Source organism: Methanobrevibacter sp. (genome assembly GCF_045112895.1).
Classification (GTDB): domain Archaea; phylum Methanobacteriota; class Methanobacteria; order Methanobacteriales; family Methanobacteriaceae; genus Methanocatella.
Window position 1 is genome coordinate 60,888 of the sequence record NZ_JBGUIH010000002.1, and the last position, 22,190, is coordinate 83,077.

Annotated in this window: 28 protein-coding genes and 1 tRNA gene; 19 read left to right on the plus strand and 10 right to left on the minus strand. The window is 35.1% G+C overall.

Annotation, left to right across the window (positions count from 1 at the left end; all coding sequences use genetic code 11):
* Positions 1-197 precede the first annotated feature (197 nt).
* The gene (locus ACJMLD_RS00400; protein WP_405266901.1) at positions 198-1,331 is read left to right on the plus strand and encodes an adhesin; all 1,134 of its coding nucleotides are present in this window, start codon (positions 198-200) and stop codon (positions 1,329-1,331) included.
* 33 nt (positions 1,332-1,364) lie between these two features.
* On the plus strand, positions 1,365-2,048 hold the full coding sequence (locus ACJMLD_RS00405; protein ID WP_405266903.1) for an MIP family channel protein: 684 nt from the start codon (positions 1,365-1,367) through the stop codon (positions 2,046-2,048).
* 21 nt (positions 2,049-2,069) lie between these two features.
* Here ACJMLD_RS00405 and ACJMLD_RS00410 read toward each other — a convergent pair whose 3' ends face one another.
* On the minus strand, positions 2,070-2,759 hold the full coding sequence (locus ACJMLD_RS00410; RefSeq protein WP_405266905.1) for a nitroreductase family protein: 690 nt from the start codon (positions 2,757-2,759) through the stop codon (positions 2,070-2,072).
* A gap of 42 nt (positions 2,760-2,801) precedes the next feature.
* On the minus strand, positions 2,802-3,383 hold the full coding sequence (locus ACJMLD_RS00415) for a hypothetical protein (protein WP_405266907.1): 582 nt from the start codon (positions 3,381-3,383) through the stop codon (positions 2,802-2,804).
* Positions 3,384-3,542: 159 nt separating this feature from the next.
* On the opposite strand from ACJMLD_RS00415, the gene pyrH reads away from it, so the two are divergent.
* From pyrH to ACJMLD_RS00450, 7 genes are all read left to right on the plus strand, one after another.
* Positions 3,543-4,220: a UMP kinase gene (gene pyrH, locus ACJMLD_RS00420; RefSeq protein ID WP_405266909.1), complete on the plus strand. Its 678-nt coding sequence runs from the start codon at positions 3,543-3,545 to the stop codon at positions 4,218-4,220.
* A gap of 8 nt (positions 4,221-4,228) precedes the next feature.
* Positions 4,229-5,017 carry a TatD family hydrolase gene (locus ACJMLD_RS00425; protein ID WP_405266911.1) on the plus strand — a complete coding sequence of 263 codons (789 nt, stop codon included), beginning with the start codon at positions 4,229-4,231 and terminating at the stop codon, positions 5,015-5,017.
* A gap of 12 nt (positions 5,018-5,029) precedes the next feature.
* Entirely contained in the window at positions 5,030-5,221 is a 192-nt protein-coding gene (locus tag ACJMLD_RS00430; RefSeq protein ID WP_405266912.1) for a DUF2116 family Zn-ribbon domain-containing protein, read from the plus strand.
* Positions 5,222-5,231: 10 nt separating this feature from the next.
* The gene (locus ACJMLD_RS00435) at positions 5,232-5,555 is read left to right on the plus strand and encodes a YbjQ family protein (protein ID WP_405266913.1); all 324 of its coding nucleotides are present in this window, start codon (positions 5,232-5,234) and stop codon (positions 5,553-5,555) included.
* A gap of 1 nt (position 5,556) precedes the next feature.
* On the plus strand, positions 5,557-6,381 hold the full coding sequence (locus ACJMLD_RS00440; RefSeq protein ID WP_405266915.1) for a hypothetical protein: 825 nt from the start codon (positions 5,557-5,559) through the stop codon (positions 6,379-6,381).
* 19 nt (positions 6,382-6,400) lie between these two features.
* Positions 6,401-6,649 carry a hypothetical protein gene (locus ACJMLD_RS00445; RefSeq protein WP_405266917.1) on the plus strand — a complete coding sequence of 83 codons (249 nt, stop codon included), beginning with the start codon at positions 6,401-6,403 and terminating at the stop codon, positions 6,647-6,649.
* Positions 6,650-6,724: 75 nt separating this feature from the next.
* Positions 6,725-6,937: a hypothetical protein gene (locus tag ACJMLD_RS00450; protein ID WP_405266919.1), complete on the plus strand. Its 213-nt coding sequence runs from the start codon at positions 6,725-6,727 to the stop codon at positions 6,935-6,937.
* A 9-nt stretch (positions 6,938-6,946) separates the two neighbouring features.
* Here ACJMLD_RS00450 and ACJMLD_RS00455 read toward each other — a convergent pair whose 3' ends face one another.
* Entirely contained in the window at positions 6,947-7,306 is a 360-nt protein-coding gene (locus tag ACJMLD_RS00455) for a tetratricopeptide repeat protein (protein WP_405266921.1), read from the minus strand.
* A gap of 9 nt (positions 7,307-7,315) precedes the next feature.
* On the minus strand, positions 7,316-8,125 hold the full coding sequence (locus ACJMLD_RS00460; RefSeq protein WP_405266923.1) for a sulfite exporter TauE/SafE family protein: 810 nt from the start codon (positions 8,123-8,125) through the stop codon (positions 7,316-7,318).
* A gap of 41 nt (positions 8,126-8,166) precedes the next feature.
* On the opposite strand from ACJMLD_RS00460, the gene ACJMLD_RS00465 reads away from it, so the two are divergent.
* The 5 genes from ACJMLD_RS00465 (at position 8,167) to ACJMLD_RS00485 (ending at position 13,310) form a co-directional block, all read left to right on the plus strand.
* Positions 8,167-9,228, plus strand: a complete 1,062-nt coding sequence (locus ACJMLD_RS00465) for a hypothetical protein (RefSeq protein WP_405266924.1) — start codon at positions 8,167-8,169, stop codon at positions 9,226-9,228.
* 4 nt (positions 9,229-9,232) lie between these two features.
* On the plus strand, positions 9,233-10,123 hold the full coding sequence (locus ACJMLD_RS00470) for a DMT family transporter (protein WP_405266926.1): 891 nt from the start codon (positions 9,233-9,235) through the stop codon (positions 10,121-10,123).
* 439 nt (positions 10,124-10,562) lie between these two features.
* Positions 10,563-12,455: an MJ1255/VC2487 family glycosyltransferase gene (locus tag ACJMLD_RS00475; RefSeq protein ID WP_405266928.1), complete on the plus strand. Its 1,893-nt coding sequence runs from the start codon at positions 10,563-10,565 to the stop codon at positions 12,453-12,455.
* Positions 12,456-12,461: 6 nt separating this feature from the next.
* Positions 12,462-12,584, plus strand: coding sequence for a zinc ribbon domain-containing protein (locus ACJMLD_RS00480; protein WP_405266929.1), 123 nt, complete (start codon positions 12,462-12,464; stop codon positions 12,582-12,584).
* Between the two features lie 84 nt (positions 12,585-12,668).
* Positions 12,669-13,310 (plus strand): DUF447 domain-containing protein, encoded by a 642-nt coding sequence (locus tag ACJMLD_RS00485; protein WP_405266931.1) that lies wholly within the window; start codon positions 12,669-12,671, stop codon positions 13,308-13,310.
* A gap of 76 nt (positions 13,311-13,386) precedes the next feature.
* Here the strand turns inward: ACJMLD_RS00485 and ACJMLD_RS00490 are convergent, their stop codons facing one another.
* From ACJMLD_RS00490 to ACJMLD_RS00505, 4 genes are all read right to left on the minus strand, one after another.
* Positions 13,387-13,524: a hypothetical protein gene (locus tag ACJMLD_RS00490; RefSeq protein ID WP_405266933.1), complete on the minus strand. Its 138-nt coding sequence runs from the start codon at positions 13,522-13,524 to the stop codon at positions 13,387-13,389.
* 127 nt (positions 13,525-13,651) lie between these two features.
* The gene (locus ACJMLD_RS00495; protein ID WP_405266949.1) at positions 13,652-14,590 is read right to left on the minus strand and encodes a transcription initiation factor IIB; all 939 of its coding nucleotides are present in this window, start codon (positions 14,588-14,590) and stop codon (positions 13,652-13,654) included.
* A gap of 38 nt (positions 14,591-14,628) precedes the next feature.
* Positions 14,629-14,916, minus strand: a complete 288-nt coding sequence (locus ACJMLD_RS00500) for a Gar1/Naf1 family protein (RefSeq protein ID WP_405266935.1) — start codon at positions 14,914-14,916, stop codon at positions 14,629-14,631.
* 109 nt (positions 14,917-15,025) lie between these two features.
* Positions 15,026-15,763, minus strand: coding sequence for an RraA family protein (locus tag ACJMLD_RS00505; protein WP_405266937.1), 738 nt, complete (start codon positions 15,761-15,763; stop codon positions 15,026-15,028).
* 428 nt (positions 15,764-16,191) lie between these two features.
* Between ACJMLD_RS00505 and dnaG the strand changes: the two genes are divergently transcribed.
* The 5 genes from dnaG to ACJMLD_RS00530 all read left to right on the plus strand — a co-directional run bounded on the left by dnaG (position 16,192) and on the right by ACJMLD_RS00530 (position 19,878).
* Positions 16,192-17,415 (plus strand): DNA primase DnaG, encoded by a 1,224-nt coding sequence (gene dnaG / locus ACJMLD_RS00510; RefSeq protein WP_405266938.1) that lies wholly within the window; start codon positions 16,192-16,194, stop codon positions 17,413-17,415.
* A 69-nt stretch (positions 17,416-17,484) separates the two neighbouring features.
* Positions 17,485-18,093 (plus strand): biotin transporter BioY, encoded by a 609-nt coding sequence (locus ACJMLD_RS00515; protein ID WP_405266940.1) that lies wholly within the window; start codon positions 17,485-17,487, stop codon positions 18,091-18,093.
* Positions 18,094-18,135: 42 nt separating this feature from the next.
* Positions 18,136-18,534 (plus strand): DUF1284 domain-containing protein, encoded by a 399-nt coding sequence (locus ACJMLD_RS00520; protein ID WP_405266942.1) that lies wholly within the window; start codon positions 18,136-18,138, stop codon positions 18,532-18,534.
* Positions 18,535-18,590: 56 nt separating this feature from the next.
* Positions 18,591-18,662, plus strand: a tRNA-Gln gene (locus tag ACJMLD_RS00525).
* 31 nt (positions 18,663-18,693) lie between these two features.
* Positions 18,694-19,878 carry an ATP-grasp domain-containing protein gene (locus ACJMLD_RS00530; RefSeq protein ID WP_405266944.1) on the plus strand — a complete coding sequence of 395 codons (1,185 nt, stop codon included), beginning with the start codon at positions 18,694-18,696 and terminating at the stop codon, positions 19,876-19,878.
* A 268-nt stretch (positions 19,879-20,146) separates the two neighbouring features.
* On the opposite strand, the gene ACJMLD_RS00535 is transcribed toward ACJMLD_RS00530, so the two are convergent.
* Both ACJMLD_RS00535 and ACJMLD_RS00540 read right to left on the minus strand, forming a co-directional pair.
* Positions 20,147-20,833 (minus strand): V-type ATP synthase subunit D, encoded by a 687-nt coding sequence (locus ACJMLD_RS00535; RefSeq protein ID WP_405266945.1) that lies wholly within the window; start codon positions 20,831-20,833, stop codon positions 20,147-20,149.
* Positions 20,834-20,860: 27 nt separating this feature from the next.
* Positions 20,861-22,190, minus strand: a 1,330-nt coding sequence (locus ACJMLD_RS00540) for a V-type ATP synthase subunit B (RefSeq protein ID WP_405266947.1), incomplete at its 5' end; no start/stop codon positions are given.

Below are 22,190 nucleotides of genomic sequence, written 5' to 3' on the forward strand. Positions count from 1 at the left end.
AATAAAAGATAATCTCTTTAAATCCTCAAAAAAATTATTGGAGGATTAATTATTTAAATTTTTTGTATTAAATGAATTAAATATCTTTAATTTAAAAAATATGTTGTTTCAAGAGAAATATTATATTGAAACGTTGAAAAAATATTTTATTGATGAAGTTGATAAATAATTAACAAATAACATCAAGGAAATAAAATATGAAAAAACAAATTGCAATACTTATAATGGCATTATTAATAATTGCACCAGTTATACAAGACGTATCTGCATCAAAAACCGTCTTTATAACTTCAGACAATATTATAAACCATGACCAAGATGTAAAATTATTGAATTCACTTAAAGAGTATATAGAAGAGATAAGTGGCGGAGAACTGCAAGTAATTGTTGACAATCAGGCTCCTGCTGCTGGAGAGGGATGGCGATCTATAAACGTGACAAGTGATGTAAGTGTTGACATTGCCGCATCCGATGCCGGAAACTATTATCAGCTAGCTTCATCAACTGTTAATTCAGATAAGCAAATTGTTTTTGTAAATATAGGCAGTTATGATTTAGACAACCATTCAAACTTCCTTAGAAGAGCATGGGATGACAATTATTCAAATGAATCCCTTGCCGGAATGCATGACCCAGGAACATTTCTCAAAAATGCTGGAATTTATTATATCCAGCCGACCAAAGAGTTCCCGGATAATGTTGACGATGGTGTCTTATCCAGATATGACGAAGATATGAACAGGCAGATGGCACAGGAAATTGTAGACATCATCAATGGATACGGAAATGATACAAAAGTTTTAAGTAATGAACTGGTTACAACAAATAAGCTATCTCCACAAGGAATGGCAAATGCAAGCAAAATGCTTGTTGAAAGTGGTGATAAAGAAATGAACGGACCATATGGCTCATATTCCACCCCACAATTACTCTATCAAACCAGCGCCTACTTAAATGGAGATGGAATTGACATACCTAAAGAATATGCCGGCCCTGAAAATCCATTGGGAATTTCATTCTTAACAAAAAGCACATACTCAATATATGACTATTTCAATATGGCAGGCATTGTCAAAAACTATATGGATGAAAATGGAAGAGCTCCTGATTCAATAGAATATCAGGGAGCACATATAAGCTATTATGACCTTGTATACAACTTTGCAAAAATTACACAAAATCATACTGATGCAAAACATATGGGCTTTGAAAGCGAATATCACTTCGATAAAGTTAACGATTCAATATTATTACATATCTTCCCATTTGTCCTAATATTGCTCGTGCTTTTCATTGCTTATAAATTTTATAAAAAGATAAGAAGATTCTAAAAGGATAATGAATAAAATTAACGAGGAAAAATCATGAAAAGATATATATCAGAATTAATAGGAACAATGGTTCTTGTATTATTCGGTTGCGGAAGCGCCGCAATAGCCGGATCAGTGCTAGGTACCGTTGGAATTGCATTGGCATTCGGTCTTTCCATTGTTGCCATGGCTTATGTAATTGGTGACATATCAGGATGCCACATCAATCCTGCCGTTTCAATCGGAATGTGGATTGATGGAAGATTAGAAACAAAAGATTTGCTTATGTACATTGTATTCCAATGTATCGGTGCGATAATAGGTATTGCTCTTTTAGTAGCAATCATCAATTCAATTCCAAACCTTGGAGGATATGCCGTAACCGGACTTGGCCAAAATGGATTTGGAACCGCATCAAGCGTAGGCATCAATGTTGTGGGAGCAATCATTGTTGAAATTATTTTAACATTTGTATTTGTATTTACCGTCCTTGGCGTTACTAAAAAAGCGGAAAACAGTGCTGTTGCAGGTATTGTAATAGGTTTGACACTTGCATTCGTGCATATCATGGGAATTCCATTAACCGGAACTTCAGTAAACCCTGCACGTAGTTTAGCACCTGCGTTATTCCTTGGCGGACAAGCTTTAAATCAGGTTTGGGTATTCATTTTAGCGCCGATTGTTGGTGCAGTAATCGCAGGTTTGCTATACAAAGGATTAACCTTAGAGGATGCTTAAATCCTCTCCCATTTCTTTTTTTTAAATCTTAATGCTGCCAACGTAAGTATGGCCTTTGATATTTTCAAAATCAGTTTTTTTATAGAATTCAAAAGTGTCCTCATTAGCCACATACATATGCGCTAAAGCTATTCCAACATCAATAGGATTCCATTTTTTAACGATTTGTCGTTTTAGGATATTGTGTTTTACCTGATAGACATCAAAACCGTCAGCAGAGTGTTTGAAATACCATGGCTGCATATTAATGGCTGACGGTGCAAGCTGTGCTGGAATCAAGCGTTCATCCCCCATATCGGAAATTTTAGACAAATGTTTCCTTTTGAATTTGTCCCTACTTCTAGTAAAATCATCAGATTTACCAAAAGCTATTGAAATTACAAAATCAGAACTTTTCTCTTTAGGTGCATCTATTCCAACCCAACAATTGCCAATGCCTATGCTTTGAAGATATAGGCAAAGCTGCTGGAATATAAATCCCATATCAATATAATTTTCTTTTCTATCTGCAAATATTGCTAAATAATAAGGAGCAGAAAAACGATTGTGGTTATTGACATCATCAAGAGTCAAAATCTCATAATGATAGTTAACACCCTCATTTAACTGTTTAACTCTATTCATGAAATCATGTATCAGATTCAAATCTATTTCATCATCCAGATATTTTCTACAGGATTTCCTAGTGTAGATTTGCTTTTCTAGATTCATTAAGAATATTCCTCCTTATTAAAGTTTTAATGGATTACTGGCTTAACAGTATTTGCTGTATAATTCATCCAAAGCTTCCGCAAGCTCATCTCCAGTTAGCAGCCTGGAATTGTAGCCGCTAAGACTATTCTCATCGAGTTCATAATAGGTAACATTAAGGTTTCCCATGTCAAAAGTAACGTTCTTATCAAAAACCAATTTTCCATCCGCATCATAGAGTTTTACTTCCTGAACACTGACATTTTTGAATCCTTCAATTTCATTAGCGCCTAAACGTATGCCCTCAGATTTATTGGATGATGATATAATATCATCGATATCAGCCCACCCCTCGTCTTCTTGGATAAATGAACCGTTAGCATCATAAATGGATGTGTTTAATGTATAATTTGTCATATTATCTGGCAATCCTTCAAAAATACCATTAATGCGATATACTGTAAATATGCCATCATCATCAGTGAAAACAACACAGTCAGAATCTGTGGATTCATTTGTCAATGTGATATTAGAGTTCAATTCAGCATTGTTGTCAGCAAACATGTCAAATATGCCTGCACTAACGCAGGACATGCTTAATACAACCAAAATCAAGCTTATAATCAAAATATAACTTTTTTTCATTATTCATCACCTGTGTATTGGATACTTTATTCAAATAAATATAAATAGTTATAATCCTCATGACTAACCTTTCAGAATATGGCAAAACAACTAATTAGTTATCAGAATTGAGATATTATAAATAATACCTAAAAGATACATTATACATAAGGTGAATATATGAAAATTGTTGTCGCAATTGGAGGATCTATTTTACTCAAGGAATATGATTGTAAGAAATTCCAAGAATACAGCGCTATCCTAAAAGACTTAGCCGAAGAACACGAAATATTTGTTGTTATAGGTGGTGGAAAACCTGCCAGGGAATATATCAGCGTAGTTCGTGATTTGGGTGCCGGCGAAGCACAATGTGATGATATTGGAATTGAAGTTACAAGAATCAATGCAAAATTAATGTTGACCGCGCTTGGTGATGTGGCATATCAAAGAGTGCCTCACAATTTCCAGGAAGCCTTGGAATTCTCAGCAACTGGAAAAATAGTTGTTATGGGTGGAACCGAACCTGCACACAGTACTGATGCAGTATCAGCAATCCTGGCAGAATACGTTCAAGCGGATAAGCTCATTAACCTGACTTCCGTTGATGGAATGTATACTAAAGACCCAAATAAATTTGATGACGCTGAACTCGTTCCTGAAATTACCGCAACTGATTTGCTTGAATTCTTAAGCGGCAAAGACGTGAAAGCCGGAACATATGAATTCTTCGACACCACTGCAGTGCAAATGATTAAAAGGTCAGACCTGGAAACCGTTATCACAAACGGTTTTGAACCTGAAAACCTAATCAAAGCGGTTAACGGCGAAAAGATAGGAACCAGAATCATTAACGAATAGGTGATTTGGTGGATAACCTTATTGATATTGGCTTAAACTTGATGCACTCTTCATTTAAAAAGGACCGGGTGGAAATCATCGAAGAAGCCAAAAAAGTTGGCGTTAATCAGTTCATCATTACAGGAACCAATGTCCATTCAAGCCACATGGCTGCAGAATATGCTTCAAAATATCCCGGAACCCTGTTTTCAACATCAGGAGTTCATCCCCATGATGCGAAGACATGCAATGGACATACCATGTTTGAACTTGAAAAGATATCCAAAAATGACTGCGTTGTAGCCATTGGCGAATGCGGCCTTGATTACAATAGAAACTTTTCACCGCAGGACCTTCAGAGAAAATGGTTTGAAGCCCAGGTCGAAGTTGCTGAAAGGACAAACATGCCCCTGTTTTTACATGAGCGGGAAGCACACAAAGATTTATATGATATCCTGAAAAGACATGACAGCGTCATTGAAAAATCCGTTGTTCACTGTTTTACCGGAACCAAACAGGAAGCGCAGAATTACGTTGATTTGGGTTGCTTTATTGGAGTTACAGGTTGGATCTGTGACATGAAAAGGGGAAGAGACTTGCAGGAAGCTGTAAGCGTGATTCCACCTGAAAAACTGATGATTGAAACCGATGCACCATTCCTGATACCGAAAAACTTTGAAAAAAAACCTAAAAAGAACAGGAACGAACCTAAATATTTACCTCACATCCTCGAAACAATTGCAATGTGCATGGGTCTTGATGCAGAAGACCTTGCAGTTCAAGTTACTAAAAATACAAAAGAATTCTTTAAAATATAAGGAGATGAAAAAATGGCAGTAGAACCTCATAAACATTGTCCGATTTGTGGAACCCCGATTCCACTTAATGAACTTGTATGCTCACCAGATTGTCAAAAAGTCTGGGACGCAAGATTAAACCAAAGAAAAAGATCACAGATAATCCTATATATAGTAATTGCAATATTCTTAATAATCTGGGCAGTAATGACCTTTATGAAATAGAGCGGTAAAAATGATTTTAACATCTTCCAATACATTAGAAAACAAAAAAATTATAGATTACAAAGGGCTTGTAACAGGAGAGTCATTAATCGGCGCCAATATATACAAAGACATATTTTCAGGTGTTCGTGACGTTGTAGGTGGAAGAACCACAAGCTACGAAGAGGAACTAGAGAAAGCCCGTGACATCGCCTTTCAAAGCATGGAAGAAAAGGCAGAAAGCTTAGGGGCAAACGCAATAATAGGGCTTAAGATTTCTTATGACAATCTTGGAGGTACCATGGGAAATACAATTCTTGTAACCGCATACGGTACCGCAGTAAAATATGAGTAAAATGAAAATTAAAGGCAAAGAGATTGATTTTACAGAATTCATTAAATCAGTCATATGTATTGGAATAGGTACTGCAATAGGGCTTTATGTATACTGGCTCTTTTACGTAAACCATATAGCCATTTTAGGATATAATTTAGCACTTATATTTGCACCCATCATTGCAGGGCTTATTGAAACAGTCTTAGCAAACAAGCTTCTTGGCAGAAATCTGGGTGCCATAAGCGCAATTATCCTTTTTGTTGATACGACATTCCACAGCTTTATTTTGAAAAATCCATCATTAGGAATGAACTTCATTACTGCAGGAACCATTGTTGTAATACTTCAAGCAGCATTTCCAACTGTGATAAATTATCTTATAATAGTAGCTCTTAGTGCATCAATATCTAATTTTAAATGGATCAGGAACACCATTAGAAATATCTTCAAAAATCCTGACCCTGAGGAAACGCCTGTTGGAGAAATAGAACAAAAATACTTTGATGAAAAGGAAAGCAATAGAAAAATAAACGATTTAGGTTTCATTTTTATGACAAGTACTGATATGATTGATAAGGAATATGATATCATAGATATTTTCCACTCTGAGATATTTCTCGAAAACAGAGAGTCTATTAATGTTAAACAATTTGATGTAATTGAAAATAATCGTTTAGTGGCCATCAAAGAAGGAAAAGATGAATGTTTAATTAGATTAGCCAATAAAATTATGGAAAATGGCGGGAACGCCATTTTGGATTTGGATATTCAGTATGGAATGGTAGGGCCCGGCGGAGACCATCTCCATATTACCGCAACGGGAATGGGTATTTATTTAAGATAAGAATAACAAACATTTTATTATGAATAGCGAAGACTTTATAAGCCAACTAATTTCTGAAACCGGATTAACACAAGAACAAGGTGTTGCCGCTAACAATATCTTCGAAAGCACATTTTTAGCAGGCAACAAAAACAAAGACTTCATTATTAAGCAGATAGTCGAAAAATTAGGTGTTGATGAGGCCCAAGCTAACATCATCTACGATGTTGCAGTTGGATTGCTCGCAACCGGAATTTTATCTAAAATAAAAAACATTTTCAAAAGATAATAAGAGGAAATTATTCCTCTTAACTACTTTTTTTATTCTAATTTCTTAAAAAATCATCAATAAAGAGGTTAAACTATGGATGAAGAAGGAACAATACTCATTCCGATTATTGGATATATAATTGCTTTTATAATCCCAATCTTAGGATTGATTTACGGATCAATATTGTTTTTCTACAAAAAAGATGTTGTATTATACCGCAAACATGGCAGATATATCATATACTTTGCAATTGTAATATTTATTATAAATTTAATACTTATATTTACTATGGGCGGATTTAAATAGTTAAATGAGTTAACTAATCTCATTTAATCTATTTTTAAACTCATCATTATTTTTACAACCAGCAATGGCTTTCTTTAAAATATCCTTTTCCTTTTCAACATTACCCTGTTTTTGATAAATTCTCACAACAGCCTCATATGCCTTTTGAGAATCGGGCAGTGCAAATATGACTTGATTGTATAGCTCTAAAGCCTCATCCAGTTTACCTTCCTTTTCTAGATACTGTGCTTCATTCATCATATTCTTAATGTTGTCGAACTTGCCGTCATGCTTAGGTTTTATTTTTCCTTCAACATTTTTCAATTTATCAAAAATACTGCTTGCTTTATCAGCATCAAAGTTTTCACCGACTTTTCTATCTCCACTCATTCTATCACCTTAAGGTAAGATTCCTAACATTTTCAATGCCATATACAATACAAGGACTGAAAATATGATCTTTAACTTTTTTTGAGGTACCTTATGTGCCATCTTGGCTCCAAGTGAAGCCATAGGCACTGAAAAACATGCAATCAATAAGAAATTAATAATGCTTACATAGCCTATTGAATACGGAAATGTGCTTACTCCCCAACCTGAAATCATATATGATAAAAATCCACCTATTGCAGTTAGGCAGATAAATACGGATGATGTGCCGATAGCTTCTATTAAAGAAAATCCGAGAAGCACCGTTAGGATGGCTATTAGAAATATTCCTCCGCCGACACCCAAAAGCCCTGATGAAAATCCGACCAGCAGCCCAATAATTGCTGTTGAAATCAGATTGAATGGGATTTTAGCTTCTTCCCTTTCTTTATTAATATTGACAATATTGTTTACTGTGATGAACAGCAGCAAAAGACCAAAAATTATTTCCAGCACTCTTGAAGGCAATGCTGATGCAACAAAACCTCCCAAAACACCGCCGACAAGCCCAAAAATACCGAGCCTAATGCCTGGCTTTAGGATATTGTCCATGGTTCGGGTGTGCCTGTAGGCACCGCTTAATGATGTTGGAACAATAATGGCCAGACTGGTTCCAAAAGAAATCAATATTGCAAGATCAGGTGATACTCCAATGTATTTCAACAGGAAGTATTGTAGCGGAACGATTAAAAATCCTCCGCCGACACCCAAAAGGCCGGATGCAAAACCTGCACATATACCAATTAAGATTAATCCTACGAAATATTCTATCGGGAACATAAACATCATTTATTTAAGTATTAATAATTAAAGTATTGTTAATGAAGATTAATAAAACTATACTACTTGGATTTATATTCATACTCCTTGCCGGAGCAATCTTTGTAAGCGATATCCTAAATCCGATTATAAGGCCAATAACCTATCTGTTTTTAATGGGCTCATCAAAAGGAAAAGACATCATGTTCTTCGGCCTTGTAGGATTATTCTTGATTTTATCCCAAGTAATCAGTAAGGAGATTGATGTAACCAAATATCTGAAAACATCAATCATTCTTGGAGCGGTTTTATTGGTCTTGGGCATCATTTTAGAAATTGTATTTAGGCTACAAATGGGCATCAAGCTCAACACCGTATTCTGCGCCATGTCCAACACAATGAGCTCTACAAGCATTCTGCATACTCACCTGTTAAAGTCCATTTTGGGAGCAGCTTTAACTCAAATTATGGGTCCTTTTATACAAAGCGACATCAACACGGGCGTTGGCCTATATTCATACATCCCTAGTGCCAGTTTTCTAGTGATTATTCTAATTCCCGTTTTATTTGTTACATTGATTTTAGCTATTCAGAAACGCCCATGGTTTACAACATTGCTCATTGCATTCTTTTCAAGCTGCCTCATTATCGGAGCGATTGATGGAGGAATGTGGGGGACACCCGCACTTGTTGGAATACTTGGACTTTATTTGGTTTACAGAAACGGATATTATCTAAATTACGTTATAGGAACCATCTTCAAAGACGAGACCTTGCTCAAAGAAAATGAATCAATACAGCCAAGCTACAGAAATGTAGGCTTTAGTGAAACCAGATACCTGTTTAATCGCTTTTTACCATACATAATCGTGATTGTTATTGTCGCCTTAAGGTTCACTATAGCTCTTGCAGGTGCAGAGCCAGACTATTACACTGTAGAAATTGCAAATATCACAGACGATGTCGATTTTGGAGACATTCCAATTGAAAAAATAGCAAATGAAACCTATCGCGTAGATTCATCATATAATGAGATGGAACTGATTAACGATTTGAAAGTGCCGTTGAACAATTCCTGTGACTACTACACGGTTTCATGGAATGCATATTCCTATATAGAGTGATTTTATGAAAAAGATTTATCTGATTTTGCCAATTCTTGCAGGAATAATGTTTGGGTCAAGCGGCGTTTTTGTTCGAACATTAACACAAAACGGAATTGACCAGACAACACTTCTCTTTTTAAGGTTTTCAATAGCTATTATCCCAATATTGCTAGCAATCATTTTAACTGATAAGGAACTCTTTAAAATAGATTTAAAGGACATTCCACTATTTTTAGTTTGTGCACTGTGCATCATAGGGCTTAATCTGTGCTATAATGAGTCAATGAATACTGTGCTCCTTTCTTTAGCTGCAGTTTTGTTGTCACTTGCCCCCATCTACGTGTTGATTTTTGCTTATATCTTATTTAAGGAAAAAATTACAACAAATAAAATAATGTGTATGGTGCTAGCCATTCTCGGATGCGTGTTGATGACCGGGGTTTTGGAAAGTGACATATCAAGTGTTCCATTATTCGGAATTGCATCAGGCATCGGAGCAGGATTATTCTGGGCAATCTACCTAATGGCATCTAAAAAATCAATTGAAAATGGAAAACACACATTCACAATACTCATCTATTCAATTGTTTTTATTACGATAGCATTAATTCCATTTACTGATTTTGGCCAAATAAACAACTTTATTTCAATTGATCCGCTTTTAGTAATAATATTCCTAATCCTGCATTCAACATTTTCATTTGCCCTGCCTTATATCTTTTCAACTTTAAGCTTAAACTATATCGACTCAGGAGTATCATCAATATTGTTGTCCGGTGCTGAACCCTTTGCGGCATTGCTTTTCGGATTCATATTTTACACAGAAATTCCAACATTGCTGATGTTTATAGGATTCTTATTGGCAATAATTGCTATGATGATGTTGAGCAGAAACGAAAATGTTAGCAAGTGAGAGGTATATTTCAAGTGTAAATGCCTTAAATTGCAAAATACTAAAAATTAATTCTTTTTAAAGCAAATAAAACGTGATTGTTTCTAAATTAAAAAAATAACTGCATTTATTATTTAATATTTAAAACCTATAAAAAATATCAAGTTACTATCAAAAAATTTCCATACAGTAACTAACCTATAACCGTTAAAAAGAGCAATAGAAAATTTTAGATAACAATTTCTATAAACAAAAACTATACATCTCTTTTTGTCTAATTTAAAGTAAAGTCAAATGTGGATATTGCTGAAATAATCTTTTTAAAAAAACCTAAAATTCTTTAAAATTAAGTGTTTCTTGGAACAGAATTAAATTCAAGAAAATTAATAAAATTAAGTTAAATTAGAAAAAAAGCCCATTTTTACAAAAACTTATTTATTTAAAAAATAAATTTAATCATATGATTTTTAGCATTATCATACCTACCTACAATGAAGAGGAATACCTCCCAATCCTATTGGAAAGCATAAAGGAGCAGGACTTTGACGATTATGAAGTCATCGTTGCTGATGCCAACTCAACCGACAGAACTAAAGAGATTGCAGAAGAATATGGATGTGTTGTAGTTGAAGGTGGCCTTCCGGCAGTAGGTAGAAACAATGGTGCCAGTGTTGCCAAAGGGGAAATTTTACTATTCCTTGATTCCGATTTAAAGCTCACAGAAGACTATTTGAGAGATGTCCTATATGAGTTTCAGATGGAGCGACTTGGAATAGCAATTACCCAGATGGTGCCCCTATCGGATAAGGTTCAAGACAAGCTATTCCATGATTTTGCAAATTACTTTATGATCGGTGTTGAAAAAATCAAGCCTCATGGCGCAGGATGCTATGGAATAATTGCAAAAAAGAAATTGCATGACGAATGTGGAGGATTTGATGAATCCCTTACATTTGGAGAAGATACCGATTATATTGAAAGATTAGCTAAAAAAGAAAGATTTAGAGTGCTTAGAAATGCCAAGATTGGCGTTTCCACAAGAAGACTTGAAGAGGAAGGTCTTCTTACTTTAATCCAACAATATGGAAAAAGTACTGTCAATGACTTTTTAGGAAAGAGAACTGATGCCAGTGACTTAAACTATAACTTCGGCCATGACCGCGAAATGCTCAGCACATCAAAACTATCGCGACTTGAAAAGGGTGCTGAGAAAATAAACAGCATCAAGGAAAGCTATGGCGAGTCCATTCAAAAGATCAATTCAAGAAGATCTCGCTTTAAAGTCAAAAAGATTAGAGAAAAAAAAGTAGTCTTTTACTGTGTTTGCGGTGAAGGAATGGGCCATGCAATAAGGACCGGAGTGATAGTCGACAAAATCAAGGATGACTATGACGTTTATCTGTTTTCAAGCGAAAGGGCCTATGAATACTTGAATTCCAAATTTGATAATGTTTATAAAATCGGCGGATTTAACACCGTCTACATCAACAACAAGGTCAACAACCTAAAGACCTTTGCAAATGCCTTAAAGAGAAATCCGACCAATATGAAAGTTGGCTATGAAACTTTATATAAGAAAGCAAGGGAACTTAGGCCGGATGTTATTGTAACTGATTTTGAAATATATGCAACTGTGGTTTCAAAACTTCTCAACATTCCATTAATAAGTCTGGACAACATCCATATGATGACACAGACAAAGATTGACTATCCCAAAAACCATTACGCTGAAATGATTAAGGCAAAGGGAGTGGTCAAGACTTATGTCGTAAAGCCAAAAGTGCACATTTTAACAAGCTTCTTTTATCCGAAGGTGCGACCTAAAAAGAATGCCGTGATATATCCTCCGGTTATCCGTGAAGACATCCTTAAGCTAGAGCCTCGTGAAGGAGATCATATCATTGTCTATCAGACAAGCCGTGAAAGCGTGAAGCTTGTCGAAAGGCTTAAATCGCTTAAAGGCGAAAAGTTCATAGTTTATGGTTTCAACAAGAACGAAACGGATGAAAACTTAACCTATAAGGAGTTCAATGAAGATGTATTCTATGACGATTTGGCCTCATCAAAGGCTGTAATATGCAATGGAGGATTTACATTCATCACAGAAGCGATATGCCTTAAAAAGCCAATTTATTCAGTTCCTGCCATTGGAAACTTCGAGCAAACCCTAAACGGATTTTATGTGGAAAAGTTAGGTTACGGCGAATATCATGAAGTTATGAGTGCTGAAAAAGTCGAAACATTCTTAACAAGGCTTTCAAAATACAAAGAAAGGCTTGAAAAAGTTGAAAAGAGAAACAATGATGGAATAATCCGTGAATTGAAATATAGAATTGAAAGATACTCAAAGTGATTAATTATGATAACTTGCAGTGTTTGCGGACATTTGAATGACCCTTCAAATGTAGTATGTGAAGAATGCGGGTCCGATTTATCCGACAGCCCAGATTGGGGCGTGGACTTTGATGATGAAGACTATTAGGAATAGAAGATAACTTTATACAGATTTTTAATTAGATTAATGAATAGATATTAATATTGAAAATGTAATTATTAGGGTGATAAAATGGCTATGGATTTGACAGATATCGGAATTGAAGAAGGACAGAAATATGAAGGGATATACACTACCATGAGCAAGGACGGTGTAAAAAATGCAGCGCCAATAGGAATTGTATGCAGAGGCAAAGACAAACTTGGATGCAGATTATTTGTCGGCACCCAAACCCTGAAAAACATTATGGAAACACGAAAATATGTTGTAAATATTACTTTTGATCCCATAAATTTTGTAAATTCAACCATCGGAAACCTGGATATTGAAGAGTTTACAGATGATGACGACATTGCAATATTGAAAAATGCAGAAGCATACATAATTTGTGATGTCACAGACATTAGAAAAATGGATCCCATTAAAGACCATGTAACATCACATGGAGAAGCTTATATCATAAGCAGTGATGTTGTAGAAATCGTCAAAAACAAACCATGTGCAAAGGCTTTAAACCGAGGAGTATTCGCGCTTCTGGAATGCCTTACAAACTATACCCGACTTGACCTTGTAAGTAAGGAACAGCAGGATTATTTTGTCGGAAGGTTTAATGAAAACAATCGTATGATTAAGAGGGTTTCCGGACAGGATACTATAAAAGCCATGGAGATTCTTAAAAACAGCATGATAGAAAAGGGTTTCGATGTTGAATAGGGCCTGATTTCCCCTTTAATTTTAGTTGAGCCCATTGCTCGATGCTGAATCCAAAATTATTTTAATAGAACATGAACTAATTGGATGATTCGCTCCAGTCATCACACCCATCATCCATTTTAACTAACCTTTCATGGAAACTGCAGTAGTATTGGGTGCAAAGGCCAATATCAAATTCCACATGTTTGCAGTTATAGCATTCTCTTTCATCCATGATATTTCCCAAAATTCATCCTTTTTAAAAATTAAAAATAAATAAAAAAAGTTTGATTAATAAAGTATTGGGTTGGAATACTTCAATTAATCAATATTCGATTTTATATCACTTAGAACAAGCGGCACTATAAGGTTACGCCCATTTCTAATTGTTCAGTTAATTCTTTGTATCTGTTACGGATAGTTACTTCAGTAACACCTGCAATGTCTGCTACATCCCTTTGTGTTTTTCTCTCACCGAGTAAAACGGATGCGATGTACAGTGCAGCTGCTGCTACACCAGTAGGACCTCTACCGGAAGTCAATCCCTTTTCCATTGCCTTTTCAATAATTTCAATGGCTTTGGATTGTGCTTCACCGGATAATCCTAGTTCTGAAGCAAATCTTGGAACATAATCCACTGGGGAAGTCGGTGGCAATTTAATGTTCAATTCACGGGTTAAGAATCTGTATGTACGACCTACTTCTTTTTTAGTAACTCTAGATACTTCTGCGATTTCATCTAAAGTACGTGGAACGTTACAACGTCTGCATGCAGCATATAAGGATGCCGCTACTACTCCTTCAATACTTCTTCCTCTAATCAATTTGTTTTCCACTGCACTTCTATATACTACACTTGCAGCTTCCCTTACGCTTCTTGGAAGACCTAATCTTGAGGAGTCACGATCAAGCTCGCTTAATGCGAATGCCAAGTTTCTTTCTGTAGCGCCGGAAATTCTGATTTTTCTTTGCCATTTTCTTAATCTGTACCATTGAGCTCTGTTTCTTGCAGGAATATCACGACCGTAAATATCTTTGTTTCTCCAATCTATCATGGTACTTAAACCTTTATCATGAATTGTGTATGTGATTGGAGCTCCTACTCTTGTACGTTTGTCTCTTTGTTCATGGTCGAATGCTCTCCATTCCGGACCCATATCAACAAGATTTTCATCAATGACCAATCCACAACGAGCACATACCACTTCTGCTCTTTCATAGTCACCAATCAATTCAGTAGAACCACATTCAGGACATACAGTTTGTCTGTCTTGATCAAATACTTCATCCTGTACTTCGATTTCTGGAGTTCTCTTACGTCCTCTTGTTGGAACTTCTTCTACTTTTTGTGTCGTGGTCTCATCCTCCTTCTTCTAGATTTTTTGGAATTTTGTTTTGATACAAATAGTTTTTCACCACAGTTTTTTGCAATTTCATCCCTATTTACTGATTTGAATAATCTTATAGAGATATAGGGCTGCTTTGTTGGCCCGAATACATAGCCCACTTTACCAATTTTCTTTTTATCACTATTAAATACAATAGCACCTGGTGAAGGTGTTTTGGTAGATCGAGCTATTAATTTTCCAGAGTTTGCAATATGCAAACTTTTACCTAATAATTTCATAAAATCAAACTTAAAATCAAATCTGTATCATTTATATATTAAAAGAAACTAGTATATAAAGGTATCGATACCTTTATATATAAAAATTGCTTTATATTTAAAAGGTTTTCTATTTGAGTCCGACAATTTGGGCAAGTGTCCTGCCACTTGCAATGTCATTGATAATCTTGGATTCCTTGACCTTTACTGCCAATGTTGCAATCATTGTTTTGGTGAATAATTCTTTTGGAATCACAACTACTCCATTTTCATCGCCGAAAAAGAAATCTCCAGGGTTAATTGTCTCACCCTCAACTTCAATTGACTCATTCAAGCTGCCCAATCCTAAAGCGGACCCTGCATTAGGACAGAAATCACATGCAAAAACTGGATAGTCCATAAATAAAAGAGCATCCAGATCACGAGCTGAACCATATAGTACAGTCGCCTTGATTCCGTTATCTCTTGCACAGGTTGAAGCAAGTTCACCCCAAATGGCTTTATCTCTGCCATCTACTTTGAAAAATAAAATATCTCCCTCATCAGCTTCATCGATGGCAAGAGCGGAAGTTCCCCAATCATCACTTGCTGTTTCGGCCGTGAATATCTTTCCAAAAACTCTTTGGTTATTGACCGGCTTTATTGAATTGAAAGTGCCCGGCCTTCTGGATATGGAATTATATGCGTCTGAAATTTGACATGCTGAAACACAATCCAGAAGAGAGTGCAAATTAATGTATTTCTCATAATTCTTACCGTTAAACATTAAATCATCGATTGAGACATCATCCACATTAATTTTTTCTACATCAATACGTTTGTTTAAATTTTTATTTTTATTTAAAACATCATTAGGACTTATTGACATAACTTCACCAAATTTTTTGCTGATTAGTAATACTATACTATATTTTATATATTAGTTTTACCAATAATTATAATTATAGTATTAGAAAAATACTTAACATTATTATATACTCAAATGAGTTATTTACATTATCATTATTATAATTATTATTAATTAATTCAAAGACAGGAGAAAATCAGATATTAAGGAAAAATAAAAGGTTAAAACATTTATATAATTTCAAATAATCAATTGGTATTAGAAAATAGTAAATCCTTAATAGTATGACTCTCCAAATGTATGAACTCTTTTTTAGTGTATAATAGGTCTTATAGACTGACGAATTACATGATTATCGTATAATTTATGCAAATTTACCTACTAAAAATATCATATAATTTTTAGAATTACATAAATTATCCCGATTAATAAGCTTAGGAGGCTTAAAGATGGGAAAAGGTGAAGAACTAACTACAACAAAATATTTAATTCATGCTCAAATTACTGCTAACGGTATTGTAGAAAAACCCGATGTTGTTGGTGCAGTATTTGGACAAACTGAAGGTTTACTTAGTGATGATTTAGATTTAAGAGAGCTTCAAAGAAGTGGAAGGATCGGAAGAATCCAAGTTAACATACACTCCAATAGTGGAAGAGCAAAAGGTGAAATCGTAATTCCTTCCAGTTTAGACAGGGTTGAAACCGCCATTCTTGCAGCATCCCTTGAAACAATTAATCGTGTAGGTCCTTGTGAAGCTGAAATTCAAACTACAAAAGTTGAAGACGTAAGGGCCGTTAAAAGGGAGCAAGTTGTTAACCGTGCTAAAGAAATCTACAAGAAAATGGTTGAAAGCGTCGGTCCAACTAGTATGAGAATGATTGAGGAAGTAAGAGAAGCTATGCGCGTTCATGAAATCTCAGAATATGGTGAAGACCGCTTACCAGCGGGCCCTAGCATCCACACATCCGATGCAATAATTGTAGTGGAAGGACGTAGCGATGTTTTGAACTTACTAAAATACGGTATTAAAAACACCGTAGCAGTTGAAGGCGTAAGCGTGCCTCGTTCAATCGGCGAATTAAGTAAAAAAAGAACTACAACCGCATTTGTTGATGGTGACAGGGGCGGAGAGCTTATCTTAAAAGAACTCTTGCAAATAGGTGACGTTGACTACATTACTCGCGCTCCAAAAGGAAAAGAAGTTGAAGATCTTGAAAAAGACGAAGTATTGGTCGCACTTAGAGATAAAGTTCCTACTGCACAGTTCTTAGCTACCAGCAACATACTTAACGATAACAAAAAGGAAAACAACAGACACAACGGAAGAAACAAAAAACAAAAATTCAACCGCCGTGAAGCAGTTGTTGAAGAACCTGTTATCGAAGATGACGAAGTAAGCCTAATGAAAGATATGCTCAAGGAATTTGAAGGAACCGGCAGCGGAGCAATCTTAGACGAAGCATTGAATATGACTAAGGAAGTTGAAGTGGAAAACATCTATGAAGAAATTAAAAACATAGACGGAACCGCTGATACCGTTATTTTTGATGGCGTTATCTCTCAAAGACTCGTTGATGTGGCATCACAAAAAGGAATCAAAAAATTAGTCGCATTCAAATCTGTCAACATAGTTAAAAAACCACATGATGTGAAAATAATAACTATAGACTAAATTTTACGAAAGTGAGAATAAATCTATTCTCCTTTTTTCATTAAAGAATTCGGAAATTGGAGGTAAAAAATGAATACCAATATGGACAAATACTACAGTGCTAGAAAAAATGTTTTTGAAAGAATTCAAGATGCTAGTACCGCAACTAAGTTACTCATGTCTCTTATGATGGCATGTTTTACAGGTATAATGGCGCAAATCATTATTCCGCTCCCATGGACTCCAGTTCCTATAACTGCTCAGACATTTGCAGTATTATGTTCTGGTTTATTCTTAGGTAAAAAATACGGATGCTTAAGCCAAATTCTCTATATCGTTTTAGGTGTCGCATTCATTCCTTGGTTCGGAGGAATGACTGGTGGACTAGACATATTCTTAGGTTCAACCTTCGGATTCTTTATAGGATTTGTAATTGCATCTTACTTTATTGGAGCAATAACCGAAAAATATGCAAAAGCACGTAACTTTACAAGCATGGCAATTGTCATTGGGGTTGCAAACTTTGCTTTAATTTACATTCCAGGACTTGCCGGACTTGCATTATGGTCCAGCTTAACCGGTACAACATTAGGTGTTGTTGATTTGTTAATGATGGGTCTTGTTCCATTTATCGCAGGGGATATTGTAAAGATCTTAGGTGCAGCATCTGTCTCTAAAGTATTTTTACCAAAAGACTAAAAAGGTTTTTTAAACCTTTCTTTTTTACTTTTTTTGATTTTTATGAAATTATTTCTCAGAGGACATCACCTGTTATGTCTTAAAGGTTTTCAAGGTTATGGCTATGATGAAAGCTTCACCAAAAACATGACTGAAATTAACAATATCAGAAAACAAAGCCAAACCACTATTGCTTTGACCAATTCACCAGACGACATTTGTAAATGCTGCCCCAATCTAATGGACAATCTTTGCAAAAATCAATTGCATGACAAAATGATTGTCCAGATGGATGATGAGGTGCTGAAAAAATTAGACATGTCAAAAGAGCATGATTCAATTGAATTATTTGAAAAAATTGATCTTATTTTCAATACTGAAGAAAGTGTCTCTAAAATCTGCTTTAATTGTTTATGGCATGATAAATGCTTGTTTTACCAAAAATTACAAAATAACCGATAGATTTAAATACTACATGATAAATATATATTAAATGTTGTATATGATACAACGTAAATAGTCCCGTGGGGTAGTGGTAATCCTTCTAGGCTTTGGACCCGGAGACGGCGGTTCGACTCCGCTCGGGACTATTTTAAAAAAAACTATTTTTACTGATATTTTATGAAAAAGCTATTGCTTATTGGAATTGATACAAGAAGTATGCTTAATAGCGCATTAAAATTAGATTATGATATTTTCTCTACAAGCTATTTTTCCACATCCGACACTCCGACAATTGAAAATCAAAAGATCATAATAAAGGAAAGTGACGGTGAAAGTTGTGGAATTTTTGAAGATGATTTTAATCCGCAGACTATTCTGGACATTTCAAAAGATTACATTGATGAAGTTGATTATATCATACCGATTTCAGGTGTTTCACCAAGCGACTTTTCAAAAAAAGACCGAAAAAAGATATTGGGAAATACAAATGTTGAAAAAGTCGAAAACAAGTTCAAATTTTACAGTGCAATCAAAGACGAATTTTTAACTCCACTGACTTTTAGACTGAATGATATAGATGAAGCATTTGAAATAAGCAAAAATCATGATGACATTCAATTTATTGTAAAACCCCTTCAAGGAAGTGGAGGGTATGGCATAAATCTATTAGATAACATGAAAGATTTGTCATTTGACGGTAGCGAATTCATTTTGCAGGAATATGTCCAAGGAATCAACTTGAGTTCATCTCTTTTGGCAACAAAAAGTGATGCTAAAACAATCATTAACACAAGACTGCTGACCGAACACGATTTCAATAAAAATAACAGTTTCAGATATATCGGAAATATAATGCCCTTAACCGTAGAATCAATAATGGCTGATGTTGAGGATATTGAAAAAGTAACTGATGAGATGAAAACAACATCCGAGATGCTGGCCCATAAATTCAATCTGCTTGGATCCAATGGTGTCGATTATATTCTAAATGAAAAAGGATTGTATGTACTTGAAATCAATGCAAGGCTTCAGGGAACATTTGAATGCGTGGAAAAATCTTTAGGCATCAATATGCTTGAAGCACATATCAAAGCATGCCAGGGTGAAATTATTGACATTCCTGAACGGCAATATTACTCCTATAAAAAAATTATCTACTCTCCAGCAAGGATGAAATATGAAAAAATAGATTTGGATAATATCTATGACCTGCCTCACTTGGGTTCAATCACTGAAAAAGAAGAACCTTTGCTTACAATAATCGATAAAGATAAAGATTTTGAAAAATTATTCGAAAAAGTTGAATTATCAAGTCAAATTGTAAATGACATTGCTAGAAGAGGCCAACTAGATGACAAATAAATAAAATTACTCCAAGTGTTATCATAAAAGTAGTTACAACCATTGCACGTGTCATCCATATGAATACTTTCGCCTTATTATCTGGGTCTTTCATATATTGGTCAATTGGATTTCTTTTCATTTTTAACACCTTTTTCTGTAATTTTCTAGAAAAAAATTTTTTACAGTAACTCAATTTTATTGGCTTTTTTTAAAAACAAAATAATATTAAATCTTAAATTAAAAAAATAAATAAAAATAAAAGAAAATGAGAAGTAAAGAGAAAAATTTAAGCTTCTGCATTTTTAGCTGCTTCAGCTGCAGCAGCCGCTTTCTCATTTTTCTCCATAGTTGATCTAATCATTTTCAATCTTACGAAGTTTTCTCTTTCCATTTCTTGGAGTCTCATATCAATATACTTTTCAGTATTTTGGAATCTTGGAATCATGATGTGTTCTAAAGCATTTACCCTACGTTTAGTAGATTCAATTTCTTCAGCGAGTAGGAAAATAGTTTTTTCTACTTCACCAAGTTCAATTAAATACTTAAGAGATTCCTCGAATTTCTTTGCAGCTTCATCTAACTGTATGGTTGTGTCAGAAAATCCATAACCTCTGTCAATAATGGACCTTTCTTCCATTTTTACATTAGTCACAGGTACAGCAACACCCATAACGCTTCTTGATGAAATTTCCACATCAATAGATTCTTTAACGGATAATGCTGCTTTTCTAACAGCCAAATCACCCATAGCAATTTGGGCTTCAAGTAAAGCATCATTTGCTTCTTGTAGACTTAATTCTGCATTTTCACGAATACCTTTGACACGATCCAAGATATCAAAAAACTCTTTAATTAAAGCGTCCCTCTTTTCTTTGAGTAAACCATGCCCTTTAACAGCAAGTTTAGTCCTATTCTTAAGGGACAATAATTCCATACGAGTTGGATTAATTCCATCTATAATATCTTGTGCCATTTAATCACCTACATTACTGTAATGAGATTAGTCATCTTTTGGAAGGTATTGTTCAATAAATTCTTCTTTAACCCTTTTGAGTTCAGCTTTAGGTAAGATTTTGAGTAAGCTCCAACCAAGATCTAAAGTTTCGAAGATAGTTCTGTCTTCATCTTTACTTTGGGTAATGAATTGGTCTTCAAATGCTTGTGCAAATTCTAAGAATTTTTGATCCCTTTCAGTAAGTGCTTCTTCCCCTACAACCGCAACTAAGTCTCTTAATTCACGACCTTCTGCATATGCAGAATAGAGTTGGTCAGATACACCACTGTGGTCATCCCTAGTTTTGTCTCCACCAATACCACCACTCATCAAACGAGAAAGTGAAGGAAGTACGTCTACAGGAGGGTAAATACCTTTCCTGGAAATTTCCCTACTTAATACAATTTGTCCTTCGGTAATATAACCGGTTAAGTCAGGAATTGGGTGAGTAATATCGTCTTGAGGCATAACTAAGATAGGCATTTGAGTAATTGAACCTTCTTTTCCATCAATACGTCCTGCTCTTTCATAAATACCTGCGAGGTCAGTGTACATGTAACCAGGGTATCCTCTTCTTCCAGGTACTTCTTCTCTTGCTGCAGAAATTTCCCTTAAAGCTTCACAGTAGTTGGTCATATCTGTTAAGATAACCAATACTTGCATTCCTAAGGTAAATGCATAATATTCAGCAGTAGTTAAAGCCATTTTTGGAGTTAAGATTCTTTCAATAGCAGGGTCGTCTGCTAAGTTCATGAATACTGTTAAATTTTCTAAAGCTCCAGTACGTTCGAAGTCTCTCATAAAGAAGTTTGCTTCTTCGTTTGTAATACCCATTGCTGCGAAAATTACTGCGAATTCGTCGTCAGCACCTAATACTTTAGCTTGTCTCGCAATTTGTACAGCTAAATCGTTGTGAGGTAAACCAGATCCTGAGAAAATAGGAAGTTTTTGTCCTCTTACTAATGTGTTCATTCCGTCAATGGTAGAGATACCAGTTTGAATAAATTCTTCAGGGAATTCACGAGAAGCAGGGTTCATAGGAGCCCCGTTAATATCCAATTCTTCGTCTGGAATAATTTCTGGTCCGCCATCAATAGGTTTACCAATACCGTTAAAGATACGTCCAACCATGTCTCTGGATACGCCGATTTTTGCGGTTTGACCAGTGAATCTTGTTTTGGTATCTTTAGTGTTTAAGTCATTAGTTCCTTCGAATACTTGGATAACAGCAACATCTTTAGTTACTTCAAGAACTTGTCCACTTCTTTTTTCACCAGTAGGTGTTTCAATATCTACAATTTCATTGTAACCAACGCCTTCTACTCCTTCAACAACC

Excerpts from the sequence above, each read along its gene's own strand:
- ACJMLD_RS00430 (WP_405266912.1), top strand. The coding sequence starts at position 5,030 with ATGGCAGTAGAACCTCATAAACATTGTCCGATTTGTGGAACCCCGATT.
- ACJMLD_RS00470 (WP_405266926.1), top strand. The coding sequence starts at position 9,233 with ATGAAAAAGATTTATCTGATTTTGCCAATTCTTGCAGGAATAATGTTT.
- ACJMLD_RS00465 (WP_405266924.1), top strand. The coding sequence starts at position 8,167 with ATGAAGATTAATAAAACTATACTACTTGGATTTATATTCATACTCCTT.
- ACJMLD_RS00435 (WP_405266913.1), top strand. The coding sequence starts at position 5,232 with ATGATTTTAACATCTTCCAATACATTAGAAAACAAAAAAATTATAGAT.
- ACJMLD_RS00450 (WP_405266919.1), top strand. The coding sequence starts at position 6,725 with ATGGATGAAGAAGGAACAATACTCATTCCGATTATTGGATATATAATT.
- ACJMLD_RS00445 (WP_405266917.1), top strand. The coding sequence starts at position 6,401 with ATGAATAGCGAAGACTTTATAAGCCAACTAATTTCTGAAACCGGATTA.
- ACJMLD_RS00535 (WP_405266945.1), bottom strand. The coding sequence starts at position 20,833 with ATGGCACAAGATATTATAGATGGAATTAATCCAACTCGTATGGAATTA.
- ACJMLD_RS00520 (WP_405266942.1), top strand. The coding sequence starts at position 18,136 with ATGAAATTATTTCTCAGAGGACATCACCTGTTATGTCTTAAAGGTTTT.
- ACJMLD_RS00410 (WP_405266905.1), bottom strand. The coding sequence starts at position 2,759 with ATGAATCTAGAAAAGCAAATCTACACTAGGAAATCCTGTAGAAAATAT.
- pyrH (WP_405266909.1), top strand. The coding sequence starts at position 3,543 with ATGAAAATTGTTGTCGCAATTGGAGGATCTATTTTACTCAAGGAATAT.
- ACJMLD_RS00440 (WP_405266915.1), top strand. The coding sequence starts at position 5,557 with ATGAAAATTAAAGGCAAAGAGATTGATTTTACAGAATTCATTAAATCA.
- ACJMLD_RS00460 (WP_405266923.1), bottom strand. The coding sequence starts at position 8,125 with ATGTTCCCGATAGAATATTTCGTAGGATTAATCTTAATTGGTATATGT.
- ACJMLD_RS00515 (WP_405266940.1), top strand. The coding sequence starts at position 17,485 with ATGAATACCAATATGGACAAATACTACAGTGCTAGAAAAAATGTTTTT.
- ACJMLD_RS00485 (WP_405266931.1), top strand. The coding sequence starts at position 12,669 with ATGGCTATGGATTTGACAGATATCGGAATTGAAGAAGGACAGAAATAT.
- ACJMLD_RS00415 (WP_405266907.1), bottom strand. The coding sequence starts at position 3,383 with ATGAAAAAAAGTTATATTTTGATTATAAGCTTGATTTTGGTTGTATTA.
- ACJMLD_RS00480 (WP_405266929.1), top strand. The coding sequence starts at position 12,462 with ATGATAACTTGCAGTGTTTGCGGACATTTGAATGACCCTTCAAATGTA.
- ACJMLD_RS00405 (WP_405266903.1), top strand. The coding sequence starts at position 1,365 with ATGAAAAGATATATATCAGAATTAATAGGAACAATGGTTCTTGTATTA.
- dnaG (WP_405266938.1), top strand. The coding sequence starts at position 16,192 with ATGGGAAAAGGTGAAGAACTAACTACAACAAAATATTTAATTCATGCT.
- ACJMLD_RS00475 (WP_405266928.1), top strand. The coding sequence starts at position 10,563 with ATGATTTTTAGCATTATCATACCTACCTACAATGAAGAGGAATACCTC.
- ACJMLD_RS00490 (WP_405266933.1), bottom strand. The coding sequence starts at position 13,524 with ATGGATGAAAGAGAATGCTATAACTGCAAACATGTGGAATTTGATATT.
- ACJMLD_RS00400 (WP_405266901.1), top strand. The coding sequence starts at position 198 with ATGAAAAAACAAATTGCAATACTTATAATGGCATTATTAATAATTGCA.
- ACJMLD_RS00500 (WP_405266935.1), bottom strand. The coding sequence starts at position 14,916 with ATGAAATTATTAGGTAAAAGTTTGCATATTGCAAACTCTGGAAAATTA.
- ACJMLD_RS00505 (WP_405266937.1), bottom strand. The coding sequence starts at position 15,763 with ATGTCAATAAGTCCTAATGATGTTTTAAATAAAAATAAAAATTTAAAC.
- ACJMLD_RS00455 (WP_405266921.1), bottom strand. The coding sequence starts at position 7,306 with ATGAGTGGAGATAGAAAAGTCGGTGAAAACTTTGATGCTGATAAAGCA.
- ACJMLD_RS00530 (WP_405266944.1), top strand. The coding sequence starts at position 18,694 with ATGAAAAAGCTATTGCTTATTGGAATTGATACAAGAAGTATGCTTAAT.